A 13,631-nucleotide genomic window follows, 5' to 3' on the forward strand; every position below is an offset into this window, starting at 1 on the left:
CCCGTCGGCGCTGTGCCGCTACCGACCCCGTGCGCTGCGACGGCCAGTGCGCCGGTCAGCAGTCCTGCCGCCGTACCACGCAGCCGCGCAGCGGGATTGGGCAGGACGCGGGACACAGATCAAACCAGGCCGAGGCGCGCCATCAGATCGGCGTCGATGCCGTCGAGCTGTTCGGCGATCGCCGCGTGCGCCGCCCGGCGACGCGCGACGGGCATGTTCTCGGCGGCGGTCACCGCCGCCGCCAGATCGCGCAGCCGCTCGGTGATCGCGGCGACGAACTGCTTGGTTTCGGAGTCTTTCGGCTTCTTCTCGGCGACCAGTCGCAGAGACTGCTCGGCACCGGCGATGCGCGCCGACAACTGGGCGCCGTGCCCGGAGAACTGGCCGATCTGGGAAAGCGGAACGCCGAGCCGATCCGCGCGCCGTTCCTCGACGAAGCCACGCGCGGCGATCGAAGCGCGGTAGACGAGCGGGACCACGACCGGTGCGAGCAGTCGGGTCACCGTCAGCATCCGCCGAATCCGGGTGGGGGAGAAGAGCTTACCCTCGCGGGCCGCTTTCAATTGTGTCTCAGCAACTTTCAGCGCGGCCCGGTCGGTGTCGCGCTGCGCCCTCAGTTGCGCCTTCAACGCGCGGGTTTCGGCTTTGTGGCTGGCCTTGATGCGTCGGGCCTCGTTCTTCGCGGCAAGCTTTGCCTCGAGCTTCGCCTTGGCCTTGATGGCTCGGGCTTCGGCTTTGCGGGTGGCACGGGTTTTGCGTCGCATGAACGGGCTCATCCCGACTGCCTCCCGGTGATTCGTCGACGACGCACGTCGTTGGCTGCGATATGGCAGCCCAACACTATCGTCCTGCGCACTTGGCGTACCGGTGCGCCCCACGGGCGAGTAGGTTGATATCTACAGCAAACCGTCGAAAGTCTTTGTGCGACAATCGGCGCACCAATGAATAGTGCCAGCGGGCATTGCCGTAAGGGGTGGTGACGGGTGGGGTCGCGGGTGCAAGTCGCCACGTCGGCCTGCTTCGTGGCCTCTGGCCTGTTCATGTGTGGTCTTGGCGGCGCTCTGGCCTTTGCCGAGCCGTCGCCTGCCCCGGAGAATCCCGGTGTCGCACATACCATTGAGGTACTGGGCGGCGCCGTTATGGGCCCGCCGCCCCTTGGCCCGCGTGGCGATTCCGGTGACGGGCCGAAGAAAGATTCTGACGGCGACGACAATAACAGCAAACCCCACGAAGGTCCGGGCGACGGCGACGATCCCGGCGACGAGGATCCTGGCAACAGCGGCGAGAACGGCAACGGCGGCGAGAACGGCGGGAACCCGGGCAACGGCAATTGTGGCAACGAGGGAAGTAACGGGAACGCGCAAGGCTGCGGCGGCGGAACGGAAACCGAAACCACCGACCCGACCGAGACCACAAAAACCACGACCAGTCAGACGACGACAAGTCAGACCACGACAAGCCAGACCACGACCAGTCGGACGACAACCACACGGACAACCACCGAGACGACCGAGACCACCGAGACAACTACTGAGACGACCGAGACAACGGCGACCACTACTACTGCGACCACAACCACCAGCCCGCCCAGTCTGCCCGGCCCCGGCGGTGGTGGGGGTGGCGGCGGAGGAGGATTCGAGCCGCCATCGGGTCGCCCCGAGCCGCCGCAGATGCAGCTGCCACCCAAGGCGATGCCACCAATCGAACCAGCGGGACCGTCGGTCGTCAGCGCGCCACCCGGCTTGGCGATCGCCGCCGGTGAGCTTCCGCTGGCACCGATCACGCTGCCGGTCATCGTCGCCCCGGCTCTCGGAGCAGGAGGCGGCGCACCTGCGGGACCCGCGAACCCGGCGTTGCCCGCAGCGCCACGCGTGGGCGTGGCCGAGCCGCCCGCAGGTCGCGAACCGCTTCCGGCCAACGTTGGTAGCAACGCCGCGGTACCGGCGTCGTCCTATCGGATCGGATACGCCGAATATTTGCGGACCGCCGGAATCCCGCAGGTAGCGGCCTTGGCAGTGCCCGGCGTTGCAGGCATGCTTGTACTCACAGGTGCCGGTGGTTTGGTTGGATATCGGCAAGCAAAGGCGGGCCATGCAGTGCGCACCGGCGGCACTGCGAGGTTCGTGAACTAACAAACTGCCCGCCCTCAAGGGGGCGGACAGCGCATAGTGGACTCGTCGAAAGTGGGGTTTTATGCCTGCCAGCCGCCGCGTCACCCGCGCCGTCAGTGCGGTACTGGATCTTGCTCCGCGTCGCGGGGAGGTTTCATTGCCCCGGCTCGTCGACGCCGTCAGCGATGATCGCCAGCGCCCAATCGAGCTCAAAATGGCCGATCTGCCGCCCGGCGTCTGCGGACAGTGGCGCCAGTACGCCGACCGCGACGTGTTCCTGATACAGAAGGGCCTGCCCGCCTGGGACCGCACGCTGGCCCACGAACTCGGGCATCTGGTGCTCGGACACGAGGGCATTCCCGTGGTCCAGGCGGCCCGTGAAAAGACCGAGGTGGCCAGCTCCGACCTGATCGGTTACATGCTCAACCAACGGACCGGCTGCATGGGTCCCGCCGGTGAGGATGCCGAGCAGGAGGCCGAGGATTTCGCGGCCCTGCTCATCTACCGCCTCGGCCGGCTGCCATCCGATCGCTCCTCGATAGTCCAGGTCCGACTCGGAGAGGCATTTGGTTGATCATCTGGGTGATCGCCGGCCTGCTTGGATTGGCCACTGGCCTGCGAATCGGCTGGGCTCTGGTCAACAAGCAGTCCTTGGTGAGCACCGCGATGATCCTCGCGCTTGGCAGTCTCGGGGTGGTGGCGGCGCTCAACTGGCAGCCGTTGACGCTCTTGATCGACGAGGTCGTGCGCTGGAACAACATTTCGATGGGCCTGTCTCAGGTGGCCTTGATCGCATGCGCGGCGGGCAGCTGCGTGATGATCACGACCGTCGCGTCTGGACGTAAACAGGCCACCATCCGCAAAATTGCAATCGCCCAATACAGCGTTGCCGGTGTTATCGCGCTTGTGAGTCTGGCGACGTTCTTCAGCGCAGGCGAGCAACCCGAGATGTCGCCCGACGCGTATCTGCGGCACACCCTCAGTTCCGAAGGCAATTCGTTGCCATGGCTGCTTCCGCTGCTCTATGTACTACTGGCAATGACCTTGGTGGCGTGGGCAGGGGCGCGGTACTCCAACCGCAGCAGGCGCGGCCGCGCCCTGTTCGTCTTCACCATCGGCATCGTGCTGCTCGTGCTGGCGTCGGCGTCTTTCTTCCTGCGGGCGGTGCGCGCGACGGAGTTGGTGGGCGTCGGTGTAGCGGCGACTCTGCTCGGCTGCGCGATGCTCGTCGTGGCCGCGGGGTCACTGCTGCCCAGCGTCGAGGATTGGTTCGGCGCGCGCCGCGAACTTCGCGCCATCCAGCCGCTGCTCACCGAACTCGGCCGTCGCCACCCGGACGTCGGCATCGGCGTACGCCCGCGCGGTCCTCTGGTCTTCCGAGTGGCCGAACGGATGTCGCTGATCTCGGATGCGCTGTTCCTCGAGGCCACCGCTGCCGACTCCGCGCGGAAACGGCGGGTCGACGCCACCGGCTCCCTACCGACCCGAGACGACGATGAGGACGACGGGCCCGAACTCGAGACGCCCGGAGTATCCCCGCAAGCGCAGGCACGAGAGATCGCACAATGGATCTTCGCTGGCCGCGACGGCGCTCCGAAGCACACACAGGCGACGTTCCCCGGACTTGGCTGGCTGCGCCAACCGACGACCTATTCGGACCGCGAATGGATCCTCGAAATCGCGCAACAATACCGCCAGCTGACACGCAGCGGTGGTGAAACGGACTAAAGCCGTCAGCCCGAAAGCTTCGCCGGACGCCGCGTTGCGGCGAGCGGCGGGCTAATCGTCCAGGTGCTCCCGGCGACGAAGCTCGTCAACCTTCTGAGCGATGTCCTGCTGAGCCTCCACAGACAGCCCGACGGTGCGCGCCGCAATACGACGCACGCCCTCGTCGCGCATATTCGCGAGCCAGGTCAATTCCTTGTCCAACTTCTCGTAGTACTCGTCGTCGGTGAAGTAGGCCGGCTTGATACGGAAGAAGTTGGCAAGGGCGGTCATCGTCGCTGCGGAGGGGTTGGTGCGGTTGCCTGAACGGAGCTGAGACAGGTACGGCGCCGACATCGTGACACCTTCCGCCTTCAGCGCGGCGATCACTTCAGCCGACGTGTGCGGGCCGCGACCGGGCGGGTAAACCGTGTCGAACAGGCGGTTTAGGCGGGCGGCGAACGTCTTGCTCATCGATTTGACCTCCACATGCGTAGGCGAGCGGCTTATAGGCGGCGTATTTGCTGATCATCGTAGCGAGAGTTGTGCCAACAACCAAGTGCAAACCGCAGAAAAGTTAACCCGCCTTTTCGTTTGTCTCGACCGATACTTCGGGTTCGGCCGGTTCTGTCCGTGACCGCAGTGCCATCACATGGTGCGGCTAAGCAAATAATAACGGCTCCGTTGCTGTGGTTTTCTCAGGTGTTTCACAGCCATCGCCACACGAATCACGATGTTCACCACGGGCAACGCTGATCATGAACCGCAAAGCGGAATCCTACGTTTGCTAGCTACGCTTGGTTTTGGGCCGGTCAGACCCCCGTAAGTGTGCTCTTCGCCACGTGGCGGACCTTAGCGTGCAGGCTGGCGCCGCCACGTCAGCCGTTTGACCGACAGTAGCCAGGCCACCTCACAGCGGCTCGGTCGACGATTCAAGCGGCTCCAACGCGAGCGGATGCCGGGTGGGCCTGCGGGTGAGGCGGACGACCGCCGCCACCACCGCGACGGTTGCGACCGCTCCGGTGACCGCCAACGCAACCCAGCGCAGACCGAGCGCGCCGTCGAACAACAACCACAGCCCGAACAGCAGGAACAGGACACTGGCCATGCCGTGCAGGAAGTGCTCCGGCAACCGCTTGTGCAGAAGCGCCCCGACAGCGATGGCCACGCCGTCGGCCAGCACCATGCCCGCGGTGGCACCTATCCATACCCCGGCCCAGTTGTGATCGCTGGCCAACGTGACGGTGGCGAGCATCGTCTTGTCGCCGAGTTCGGCCAACACGAACGACGAGATCACCGCCAGCAGCACGTGTCGCGGCGCGACCACCGACTGCACTTCGTCGTCGTTGTCGCGACGCCCGTCTCGCCACGTCCAGACGGCGAACAGCAGGAAGGCGATCGCGGCGACGAATGCGATCGGCCGCTCGGGCAGTGTCAGACCAAGGAAGTGGCCGATGGTCACCGAAAGGCCGTGCACCATGAACGAGGCGATACCGACGCCGGACAGCACCACCCACCAGCGATGACGCAGCGCGTAGGTCATGGTCATCAGCTGGGACTTGTCGCCGAGTTCGGCGACGAACACCACAGAGAGACTGACGAGTGCCGCGGTGAGCATGGGGACGACCTTTCGACGCGTCGCCGACGGGCCAGGTGCTCACGGCCCGTCAGACTTCGGTCGAAGGTCTCGCCCACCGCTATTGCGGTTCGCCGGCCGGGCTCTACGCCAGTATGTCGACCCGACGATTGGGGGCTACTCCCCTTCGCTGACTACACCGACGATAGCGGCATTACGACGGGCACGCCACCGCGCGAGCCGGTTTCGGGAACCCGAATCGAGCGTTCAGGACAACGAATCAAATGCTTCGAAAACCCTTATGCGGCAAGCAGCATCGCCAATATCGCGGTATCGGGATGGCTGATGGGATCGACGCCGACCCGGCTCACCATCGACGTGACTGTCCCGTCGGCCTCTGCCTCTACCCACGCGGCGCGATGTTCCAGGCCGAGATGCGGCAACCCCGGCAGCAGTACGCAACCCGATGCGGCGCCGTTGCACTCCGGCAGCGACGGCATGGTCTCCGACGGAGGATGCAGCATCAGCAGCGCAGGCGGCTGATGCTCGGCGAAATAGCCTGGCGGCACTGCCGATTCACCGACGACAGTGCCTTCGGCGAGCACCAGCCCGACCGTTCCCGGCTCCGGCTCGTCCGGCAGCTCTTCACGAGCACCGAAAATCGTTGTGGTGGAAAGCAATCCGGGCAGTGACGCCACCCGCACGGCGACCATCAACAGCTGGGCCCATTCCTTGGTGGAGTCCGGCCAGCGGCCGGAGACCACGAATCCCTTGAGGGACCCACGCGAATGAAACGGGGCGATCTCGATCGCCCGACCGGATCCCATCTCCATCTCGCCTCCGCGCCATCGGTGTTCGGATACGTTCCCGACACGCCTGTGGGTCGATCCGCTCAGGATGCGGCAGGTCAGGGCTGGCACGCAAGTGGACACGACTGCTAACCGCGAATTAAACAAAACACGTGCTTGGTCAACGCCTTCGAACGGTCCACACCACTCGGTAGGAGCCGGCGGCTGGCACCCAACCGAACCGCCGCGAGTCGACCACACCCGGTGCGTACGGGTTGTCGGAGCAGGCCTCGAATGTTGCGTTGCGACCCGACCCGCGAACGTTGCCGACGCGCTTGACGAGCCAGCGCGAGGCCAGCATCGGGTCTTGGAACACCCGCAATTGGCCACGCCGAGGACCGCCACCGCGCAACGCAAGAAGCCCGTCACCCGGGCGCAGCGCGGGCCGCATCGAGTCCTCGACAACCGCGAATCGGCGCAGCGGCCAACGCCACTGGGGATGGTTGCGGCCCATCCCCTGAGGGTAGGTTAGGACCATGCTGCATCGACTTTTCGCCAATGCCACCCCCGCCCATGCCCACTGCGACCTGTACTGCGGCGTCTACGACCCCGCGCAGGCCAAGATCGAGGCTCTCTCGTGCCTGAAGACGCTCCAGAAGTTCCACGACTCCGACGATGACCACTTCCGCACTCGCGCAATCATCATCAAGGAGCAGCGCGCCGAAGAGGTCAAGCATCACCTGATGGTGCTGTGGGCTGACTTCTTCACCAAGGAGCACTTCGAGCAGTTCCCCAACCTGCACCAGCTGTTCTGGGATGGGGTTCATGGCGCAGGAGACGTCAAGAAATCAACCGATGTCGCCGTCGCGGAGAAGCTGCTCAAGACCATCGACGAGATCGCCGACATCTTCTGGCAGACCGAGAAGGCCAAGGGCATGGGGGTCTACCCGCCCGCCTGAGAAAAACTGACATCGTCCACGCAATGAGCCGCCGGTCAAAATGCCGGCGGCTCTTTAGTGTCGATTCAGAACAAAACGATCAGCGCGAGAATCCCCAACAGCACCAGCGCGATCACACTGGCCCGAAGACAGGCCATCAGCTGGCTGCGGGTGTAGGCGTGGGCCGAGGAGTGCCACTCAGACGGCGGCAGAGCCGACCCTGGTCCCATCGAAGGTGACGCCATCAAACGCTCCTGACCTGCACTATCAGTGACTCCTCCAGTGAGATCTATCACAAACGCCTCGTGTGACGCTGATCATAGCCCCTGGTGTGGCCACACGAAAATCGGCCTCCGCGTTGCCGTCAGCGACACCCCGTCAGCACGTCAAGGCCGGCGCCAAAGCGTCGTTCGTGTTCGCTGGCAGGCGTCCCCCGTTGGGATTACGCCCAGCTGTTGGCTCCGGGCCTGGCGACCGAGAACTTAGCGTGGCAATTCATTTCGCTCGCAGCGGTCAGACCTGTTGATCAGCGGCCTAAACGGGCCCAAGGTTATCCACAGTAATCTCCAGCGACCACACAGTTTGACCCGCTCAAACGGGGTTTTGGCCGATCATGGCCTGTGGATGAACCTGTGGAAACTGTGGATAGCCGGTCATTGCTGTCGCCACCTCGGCACCACCGGAACGCCGTTGTTCTTGCGCTGTTGGTTCGTGATCGCCGCCACGGGATGTCAGCATGAATGGCATGGATCAGGTCGAGGTCGGGCAAGCGCAGATCGCAGACGTTCCCACGGCGTTCGACAAATCCGTGGTGCTGCTCGATGTGCGCGAGGACGACGAGTGGCAGCGGGGTCATGCACCCGGCGCCCAGCACATCCCGATGGGCCAGATTCCGGCGCGCCTCGGCGAGATCGATCCCGACGCGCAGCTGTTCGTCGTGTGTCACCTCGGGGGGCGATCAGAGCGGGTGGCGCAGTATCTGGCCCGCAACGGCTATTCCCCGGTCAATGTCAGCGGCGGAATGCAGGCGTGGGCCGCCGCAGGCCGCTCCGTCATCACCGACGACGGCGGCGTGGGCGTCGTCTGAGAATCCGTCGCTAGGCTGGTCGAATGATCCAGGTGTGTTCTGCGTGCGGGACGCGGTGGAACGTGCGCGACCGCAAGCGGGTTTGGTGCCCGCGTTGCAACGGAACCCTGCTGGAGCCATCCGGTCCGTCGCCGGGTTCGGAGTGGAGTGCTCGGCCCTCCGCGTCGCCTCTCGGCGCCCCGCCAAGGGGCGTGCGACTGCCACCTGGCTATCGCTGGATCGCTGTGCGGCCGGGCATGGCTCCGCCGCCTCGCCGACAAAACCGCCCCTTGGGCCCGACGCCGCGCTATTCGGTGATTCCGCGCTGGGGCCTTTACGACCGTTTCGACACCGCCGAACCGCAGCAGGCCGTGCCGCGCCAGGGTCCTTCGATTGCGATGGTGCGCGCGACCCTTATCGCGACGATGGCGGTGCTCGGTATCGCGGCGCTTGTCCACGTCGTGCGCTACGCGTTGCTGATCGTCAACCGCAGCACGCTGTTGAACCCCTGGGTGGCGGGTGCGGCGACGTGGCTGGGCATCGCGATCAGCGTGATCGCGATGTTCACCGTCGTGGCCAGTCTGGTGGTGCTGACGAACTGGCTCATCGCCCGGCGGGCCGCGGCATTCGCGTATCGCGGTCACCAAGACCCGAGGCCGCTGTGGGCGTTGCGCGCTGGTTGTCTGGTGCCGCTGGTCAATCTCGTGTGGGCGCCCGTCTATGTCATCGAGCTGGCCGGTGTCGAGGACCGGCTGAGCTGGCTGCGCCGCCCGATCGTGGTGTGGTGGCTCGTCTGGTTCGCCAGCACCGCGGTTTCGGTGTTCTCGATCGCGACCAGCTTCACCACCGACGCCCAGGGCATCGCTGACAACACCGTCGCGACGTGCGTCGCCTATCTGCTGGCACTGGCGGCGCTGCTGTTGGCCACGAAGGTGTTCCGCGGCTTCGAGAGCCAACCCGTCGAGCGGGCCGCCAGGCGCTGGGTAATGGTTGCCGAGGAGACACGGCAGGCCGCTCCGGTTGAGTCTGAAGGCCAGAACCCGGCAGCATAGCCACTATGAATTCCGGCGACGGCGCGTTCGGCGGCCATCCTTTCGTCGTGGCGCACCGAGGCGCATCGGCGGATCGTCCGGAGCACACCCGCGCGGCATACGAGCTGGCACTGTCCGAAGGTGCCGACGGTGTCGAATGCGATGTGCGGCTGACCCGGGACGGTCATCTCGTCTGCGTACACGACCGGCGGGTGGATCGGACCTCTGACGGCAGCGGCCTCGTCAGCGAGATGACGCTGGCGCAATTGCGGGAACTGGACTTCGGGTCGTGGCATCCGAGTTGGCGCGCCGACGGTACCAACGGCGACACCGGGCTGCTGACGCTCGACGAGCTCGTTGCGCTGGTTCTGGATTGGAGCCGGCCGGTCAAGATCTTCATCGAGACCAAGCACCCTGTCCGCTACGGCGCGCTGGTGGAGAGCAAGGTGCTGGCGCTGCTACATCGCTACGGCGTCGCATCGCCGGCCTCGGCGGATCTGTCGCGCGCGGTGGTGATGTCGTTCTCGGCGGCGGCGGTGTGGCGGATCCGGCGCGCCGCACCGATGCTGCCCACCGTTCTACTCGGCGAGACCTCGCGCTATCTCGGTGGAAGCGCCGCCACCACCGTCGGCGCCACCGCTGTCGGGCCGTCGATCGCGACGCTACGCGAGCATCCTGAGCTGGTGGACCGGGCCGCCGCCCAGGGCAGGGCGTTGTACTGCTGGACCGTCGACCACTACGAGGACGTCAGGTACTGCCGCGATGTCGGCGTGGCGTGGGTGGCGACGAACCACCCCGGCCGCACCAAGGGCTGGTTGCAGAACGGTTTGACCGGAGCGGGCCGCGACGGTTAGAGCGCCCCGCCAGCAACCTTGGGAGCGGCGGGATCCGTTGCAGCCGTTGCGATTTCACGGGCGACGAAGTCCTCGAGATGGAACAGGTTGGTGCCTGCCCTTTCGGCGATGCGCACCAAGGTGGTCATCAGGGCGACCTCTTCGACCTGTTCCTTGAGGAACCACTGCATGAACTGCTCGCCGAGGTAATCGCCCTCGTCGCGCGCGACGCCGGCCAGCCTGCTGATCTGCTCGGTCACCGTGCGTTCCTGCTCAAGCGCCAGCACGAGCGCGTCGCGGGGCGTTTCGAATCCGTTGCGCACTGCGTCGACACTCGGGATCTCGACATCGATGTCGCGGTCGAGCAAATACTGCACCAGCATCATGGCGTGGTTGCGTTCCTCGATCGCCTGGGCGTAGAAGTGCTTGGCCAGCTGCGGCAGGTCCGCACCGTCGAAATAGACGGCAATCGCAAGGTATTGCTGGGACGCGCCGAATTCGCTGCGAATTTGATCGTGGAGTAGTCCATGAAATTTCGTGTCGAGCGCGTCAGCTGTGGTCATGACGGCGAGGATATAGCAGGTCAGACCGGTCTGTCAGCGAAGGTGGACCTAACGCAGGTCAGCTTATCCTAACTAAGGCGACACAATGTGACGGCGGCTACATTACGTCAATTGGGTTTGCTGCGGATCATTGCGGTTGCGCCGCGTCGAGCACCTCTTGCGGAATGGGTGTGTCCGATCGCAGCGCATCGAAGAGCTGACTGGCGGCGTCGCTGTCCCACATCACCACCGAGCCCGAGTCACTGCCGGTGAACTCTCCGATCGGCACCGTCGTGGTGGTGATATCCCCGCGCAACGTCCACGCCAGTCGCGCCAGATCCCAGATGTGATCGTCCTGATCGACGGTGAGCGCGCCGGATGCGGCGTGGGCCATCGGATACCAGCGCAGCGGGTTGAGCAGAACGGCAGGGCTGGCAGCCCGGTGCAGCAGTGCGGACATGAACTGGCGCTGGTTGATCATTCGGTCCAGATCGGCGCGCGGGGTGGCGCGGGTGCGGACGTACCCGAGTGCGTTGCGGCCGTCGAGCTTCTGGCATCCGGCGGGCAGGTCGATGCCGGCGAGCGGATCGCTGACCGGTTCGGGCGGACACATCGTCACGCCACCGACGGCGTCGACGAGAACGGCGAAGCCGTCGAACCCGATCTCGGCGTAGTGGTCGAGCCGCAGACCGGTGGCTTGTTCGACGGTCTGGGCGAGCAGCGGGGCGCCGCCGACGGCGAATGCGGCGTTGATCTTGTCGCTGCCGTAGCCCGGTATCGGAACGTACGAGTCACGCGGGATCGACACCATCGTCGCCGGTGCGCTCGAGCCGAGACCGGGGATATGCACCAGCAGGATGGTGTCGGTGCGGCCGTTGCCGACGTCGCCGCCGGTGGCGAGCTCGCTCTGCTGATCGGGGGTCAGGTGCTGGCGGCTGTCGGAGCCGACCAGCAGCCAGGTGGTGCCGGCACTCGCGGCGGGGCGCTCGGGGTAGTCGGCCAGCGCGGGGATGCGGTCAAGCGACGAATCCATCCAGACGCCGGTGGCCACCACCGCGACGACGAAGAGGAGCAGGCACGCCAGCAGGATGCGGCCCCAACGACGTTTGCGGCGTGGCTTTTTCGCCTTCGGTGGGGCAGGCCGAGGAACTGGCGGGGCAGGCCGGGGTGCCGGTGGCGGCGGCCGCTGCTGCGGCGGCCGGGGAGGTGGCGGCGGTCTGCGCGGGGGAGCGGGCGGAGTCGGCGGGTTCGGCGGCCACTGCGGCCGGTAGTTGGGATCGCGACGGATCACCTGCGATGGTTCCCGACGCGGCCGCGGGTCGGAGCCCGCCGGTGGTCGGTTGCCGTTCATCTCAACGAATCTACGTGCCAACGGGCCCGATCACTGCAGCCAGCCGAGGTGGCCGGCGACGAGCGCATAGCCGACGAACGCCACCGCGTCGATCAGCGCGTGCGCGATGATCAGCGGCCACAACCGGCCGGTGCGCAGCCACGCGTAGCCGAACACCAGGCCCATCACCAGGTTGCCAAGCCCCGCGCCGAAGCCTTGGTAAAGGTGGTACAGACCGCGCAGCACGCTCGAGAGGATCACCGCCGCGACAGGGCTGAACCGCAGTTGACGCAGCCGGGTGATGAGGAACCCGACGACGATCACTTCCTCTGCCCATCCGTTGGCGAACGCGACGAGAAGCAAGACCGGTATGCGCCACCAGGTGTCGTAGAGCTCGGCGGGTTCGACCGACGCGTTGATGCCCAACGTGCGGGCAAGCTGATACAGCGCAAGGCCGGGCAGCCCGATCAGCGCGGCAAGCCCCAGCCCGCCGAGCACATCGGGATTCATTCGCGCCCGGCCAAGGCCGATATCGCGGGGCCCGAAGCCGCTGCGCCACAACAGGTATAGGCCCAGCGACCCCCAGGCCAGCAGGTGGAACACGCTGGCGAGGTTCAGTCCGAGGTCGATCAGGTCGAACTGCGAGCGGCGCGGGTTGAGCGCCACGATCTGCCCGGCGAGCCCGAGCAACACCGACTCGATGAGGTTCAGCAGCGCGGTGTAGGCGGACAGTCCGAACGTGACCGCCAATACGACGACGATCTCGATCCGCAGCCAGCGCCGCTGCGGATCGGTCAGATCGTCGGACGGCCCGGTCACCGGAGATACGGTAGCGGGCGCGACGCCCTAGAGTCGGCGCGCGCGCAGCCCATTGAGGAACGGGCAGCCCATCAGCACGCGGATGGCTTGGCTCAGCCCCGTCACGTCGTCCACAGGGTTGGCGAAGGGCAGCCGGACATCGTGGTCGCCTTCGTCGGTTTCCACGCGAAGCTGGACGCCGTATCGATCCAGGCCCAGCGGCCGGACCCGGCCGCGGCGCAGCCCGCTCGGCAGGCGAGTGGCCAACCTGTCGACGACGTCACGGTGTGCCGACTCCATGTGTTGCAGCCAGCAGGACTCCATCGCGCAGAACGGGTCCGGTTGCGCGCCAAGCAGCGTGCCGACTCCGATCGACTCCGCTCCGGTGGAGTCGGCGACCACCACCGAATCGATCTCCAGCCTCATCAATGCGTAGCGGGTATCGCCCTCTGCACACGACGGACCCGAATTCACTTGCAGCAGAGCTGGATTCGGATCATCCGCAGCGATCAGGTCCAAAAGTCCGCTGACCTCGCCGACAGGAACGGCGTGCAGCCGCCCCCGGATCCACACCAGGGAGCGCACCGGCTCACGCAGGGGCAACGGCGCGTAGTCGGTCATCTCCAGGACGGCCTGAACTCCGGCGGTACCGGCGCTCACCACCATGCCGGCCACAACTCCGTCGACAGGGACGGTGATCGCGAACGAGCCGTCGTCGAGGAGGTGGTGCACCGGCGTGGCGGTGGGCTCGAAGCCCTCCACGGCCAGCATCGCGCCGCCGGCCCGTGCGCACGCGCTGCGGATTCGCTCGGCCGTTGTCGGTGCCGCTGCTGCCATCGAGTCGCCCTCCTTGAGATAAGGTGAGCCTAACTTAACTAGTGGCGTCGGACTCCCGCAAGGCTTACGTGCAGTGG

At 66.0% G+C, this 13,631-nt stretch carries 17 protein-coding genes; 7 read left to right on the forward strand and 10 right to left on the reverse strand.

The window, feature by feature from the left end; all coding sequences use genetic code 11:
* Positions 1 to 119 precede the first annotated feature (119 nt).
* Positions 120 to 776 carry a DUF6474 family protein gene (locus VFH65_RS12230; RefSeq protein WP_353321769.1) on the reverse strand — a complete coding sequence of 219 codons (657 nt, stop codon included), beginning with the start codon at positions 774 to 776 and terminating at the stop codon, positions 120 to 122.
* Positions 777 to 983: 207 nt separating this feature from the next.
* On the opposite strand from VFH65_RS12230, the gene VFH65_RS12235 reads away from it, so the two are divergent.
* The 3 genes from VFH65_RS12235 (at position 984) to VFH65_RS12245 (ending at position 3,839) form a co-directional block, all read left to right on the forward strand.
* A complete protein-coding gene (locus VFH65_RS12235; protein WP_353321771.1) occupies positions 984 to 2,132 on the forward strand; it encodes a hypothetical protein in 1,149 nt (382 codons plus the stop codon).
* A gap of 61 nt (positions 2,133 to 2,193) precedes the next feature.
* Positions 2,194 to 2,685 carry an ImmA/IrrE family metallo-endopeptidase gene (locus VFH65_RS12240; RefSeq protein ID WP_353321773.1) on the forward strand — a complete coding sequence of 164 codons (492 nt, stop codon included), beginning with the start codon at positions 2,194 to 2,196 and terminating at the stop codon, positions 2,683 to 2,685.
* Positions 2,682 to 3,839, forward strand: coding sequence for a hypothetical protein (locus tag VFH65_RS12245; RefSeq protein WP_353321774.1), 1,158 nt, complete (start codon positions 2,682 to 2,684; stop codon positions 3,837 to 3,839). Before VFH65_RS12240 ends, VFH65_RS12245 begins: the two co-directional genes overlap by 4 nt.
* A 51-nt stretch (positions 3,840 to 3,890) precedes the next feature.
* Here VFH65_RS12245 and VFH65_RS12250 read toward each other — a convergent pair whose 3' ends face one another.
* From VFH65_RS12250 to VFH65_RS12265, 4 genes are all read right to left on the reverse strand, one after another.
* Entirely contained in the window at positions 3,891 to 4,289 is a 399-nt protein-coding gene (locus VFH65_RS12250; RefSeq protein ID WP_353321776.1) for a transcriptional regulator, read from the reverse strand.
* A gap of 436 nt (positions 4,290 to 4,725) precedes the next feature.
* The gene (locus VFH65_RS12255) at positions 4,726 to 5,433 is read right to left on the reverse strand and encodes a TMEM165/GDT1 family protein (RefSeq protein WP_353321778.1); all 708 of its coding nucleotides are present in this window, start codon (positions 5,431 to 5,433) and stop codon (positions 4,726 to 4,728) included.
* A 257-nt stretch (positions 5,434 to 5,690) separates the two neighbouring features.
* Complete coding sequence (locus VFH65_RS12260) at positions 5,691 to 6,224, reverse strand: peptidase (protein ID WP_353321780.1); 534 nt, start codon at positions 6,222 to 6,224, stop codon at positions 5,691 to 5,693.
* 136 nt (positions 6,225 to 6,360) lie between these two features.
* Positions 6,361 to 6,630: a S26 family signal peptidase gene (locus VFH65_RS12265; RefSeq protein WP_353321866.1), complete on the reverse strand. Its 270-nt coding sequence runs from the start codon at positions 6,628 to 6,630 to the stop codon at positions 6,361 to 6,363.
* A gap of 85 nt (positions 6,631 to 6,715) precedes the next feature.
* Between VFH65_RS12265 and sodN the strand changes: the two genes are divergently transcribed.
* On the forward strand, positions 6,716 to 7,138 hold the full coding sequence (gene sodN, locus VFH65_RS12270; protein ID WP_353321782.1) for a superoxide dismutase, Ni: 423 nt from the start codon (positions 6,716 to 6,718) through the stop codon (positions 7,136 to 7,138).
* A 65-nt stretch (positions 7,139 to 7,203) separates the two neighbouring features.
* Here the strand turns inward: sodN and VFH65_RS12275 are convergent, their stop codons facing one another.
* Positions 7,204 to 7,362, reverse strand: coding sequence for a hypothetical protein (locus tag VFH65_RS12275; RefSeq protein ID WP_353321784.1), 159 nt, complete (start codon positions 7,360 to 7,362; stop codon positions 7,204 to 7,206).
* A gap of 500 nt (positions 7,363 to 7,862) precedes the next feature.
* On the opposite strand from VFH65_RS12275, the gene VFH65_RS12280 reads away from it, so the two are divergent.
* Genes VFH65_RS12280 through VFH65_RS12290 form a run of 3 tightly spaced genes read left to right on the forward strand, consistent with a single transcriptional unit; the run spans position 7,863 to position 10,068 of the window.
* Positions 7,863 to 8,204 (forward strand): rhodanese-like domain-containing protein, encoded by a 342-nt coding sequence (locus tag VFH65_RS12280; protein WP_353321786.1) that lies wholly within the window; start codon positions 7,863 to 7,865, stop codon positions 8,202 to 8,204.
* Between the two features lie 23 nt (positions 8,205 to 8,227).
* Complete coding sequence (locus VFH65_RS12285) at positions 8,228 to 9,235, forward strand: DUF4328 domain-containing protein (RefSeq protein ID WP_353321788.1); 1,008 nt, start codon at positions 8,228 to 8,230, stop codon at positions 9,233 to 9,235.
* Positions 9,236 to 9,240: 5 nt separating this feature from the next.
* A complete protein-coding gene (locus VFH65_RS12290) occupies positions 9,241 to 10,068 on the forward strand; it encodes a glycerophosphodiester phosphodiesterase (protein ID WP_353321790.1) in 828 nt (275 codons plus the stop codon).
* On the opposite strand, the gene VFH65_RS12295 is transcribed toward VFH65_RS12290, so the two are convergent.
* The 4 genes from VFH65_RS12295 to VFH65_RS12310 all read right to left on the reverse strand — a co-directional run bounded on the left by VFH65_RS12295 (position 10,065) and on the right by VFH65_RS12310 (position 13,554).
* A complete protein-coding gene (locus tag VFH65_RS12295) occupies positions 10,065 to 10,610 on the reverse strand; it encodes a ferritin (RefSeq protein WP_353321792.1) in 546 nt (181 codons plus the stop codon). The two genes, VFH65_RS12290 and VFH65_RS12295, sit on opposite strands and share 4 nt — an antisense overlap.
* Before the next feature lie 127 nt (positions 10,611 to 10,737).
* Positions 10,738 to 11,940 carry an LCP family protein gene (locus VFH65_RS12300; RefSeq protein WP_353321794.1) on the reverse strand — a complete coding sequence of 401 codons (1,203 nt, stop codon included), beginning with the start codon at positions 11,938 to 11,940 and terminating at the stop codon, positions 10,738 to 10,740.
* Positions 11,941 to 11,970: 30 nt separating this feature from the next.
* Complete coding sequence (locus VFH65_RS12305) at positions 11,971 to 12,738, reverse strand: CPBP family intramembrane glutamic endopeptidase (RefSeq protein WP_353321796.1); 768 nt, start codon at positions 12,736 to 12,738, stop codon at positions 11,971 to 11,973.
* 27 nt (positions 12,739 to 12,765) lie between these two features.
* Entirely contained in the window at positions 12,766 to 13,554 is a 789-nt protein-coding gene (locus tag VFH65_RS12310; RefSeq protein ID WP_353321798.1) for a DUF2470 domain-containing protein, read from the reverse strand.
* Positions 13,555 to 13,631: the final 77 nt, after the last annotated feature.

The sequence above is a fragment of the Mycobacterium sp. genome, assembly GCF_035697385.1.
GTDB lineage: Bacteria > Actinomycetota > Actinomycetes > Mycobacteriales > Mycobacteriaceae > Mycobacterium.

Excerpts from the sequence above, each read along its gene's own strand:
- VFH65_RS12230 (WP_353321769.1), bottom strand. The coding sequence starts at position 776 with ATGAGCCCGTTCATGCGACGCAAAACCCGTGCCACCCGCAAAGCCGAA.
- VFH65_RS12295 (WP_353321792.1), bottom strand. The coding sequence starts at position 10,610 with ATGACCACAGCTGACGCGCTCGACACGAAATTTCATGGACTACTCCAC.
- VFH65_RS12250 (WP_353321776.1), bottom strand. The coding sequence starts at position 4,289 with ATGAGCAAGACGTTCGCCGCCCGCCTAAACCGCCTGTTCGACACGGTT.
- VFH65_RS12290 (WP_353321790.1), top strand. The coding sequence starts at position 9,241 with ATGAATTCCGGCGACGGCGCGTTCGGCGGCCATCCTTTCGTCGTGGCG.
- VFH65_RS12240 (WP_353321773.1), top strand. The coding sequence starts at position 2,194 with ATGCCTGCCAGCCGCCGCGTCACCCGCGCCGTCAGTGCGGTACTGGAT.
- VFH65_RS12300 (WP_353321794.1), bottom strand. The coding sequence starts at position 11,940 with ATGAACGGCAACCGACCACCGGCGGGCTCCGACCCGCGGCCGCGTCGG.
- VFH65_RS12255 (WP_353321778.1), bottom strand. The coding sequence starts at position 5,433 with ATGCTCACCGCGGCACTCGTCAGTCTCTCTGTGGTGTTCGTCGCCGAA.
- VFH65_RS12310 (WP_353321798.1), bottom strand. The coding sequence starts at position 13,554 with ATGGCAGCAGCGGCACCGACAACGGCCGAGCGAATCCGCAGCGCGTGC.
- VFH65_RS12260 (WP_353321780.1), bottom strand. The coding sequence starts at position 6,224 with ATGGAGATGGGATCCGGTCGGGCGATCGAGATCGCCCCGTTTCATTCG.
- sodN (WP_353321782.1), top strand. The coding sequence starts at position 6,716 with ATGCTGCATCGACTTTTCGCCAATGCCACCCCCGCCCATGCCCACTGC.
- VFH65_RS12275 (WP_353321784.1), bottom strand. The coding sequence starts at position 7,362 with ATGGCGTCACCTTCGATGGGACCAGGGTCGGCTCTGCCGCCGTCTGAG.
- VFH65_RS12265 (WP_353321866.1), bottom strand. The coding sequence starts at position 6,630 with ATGCGGCCCGCGCTGCGCCCGGGTGACGGGCTTCTTGCGTTGCGCGGT.
- VFH65_RS12280 (WP_353321786.1), top strand. The coding sequence starts at position 7,863 with ATGGATCAGGTCGAGGTCGGGCAAGCGCAGATCGCAGACGTTCCCACG.
- VFH65_RS12285 (WP_353321788.1), top strand. The coding sequence starts at position 8,228 with ATGATCCAGGTGTGTTCTGCGTGCGGGACGCGGTGGAACGTGCGCGAC.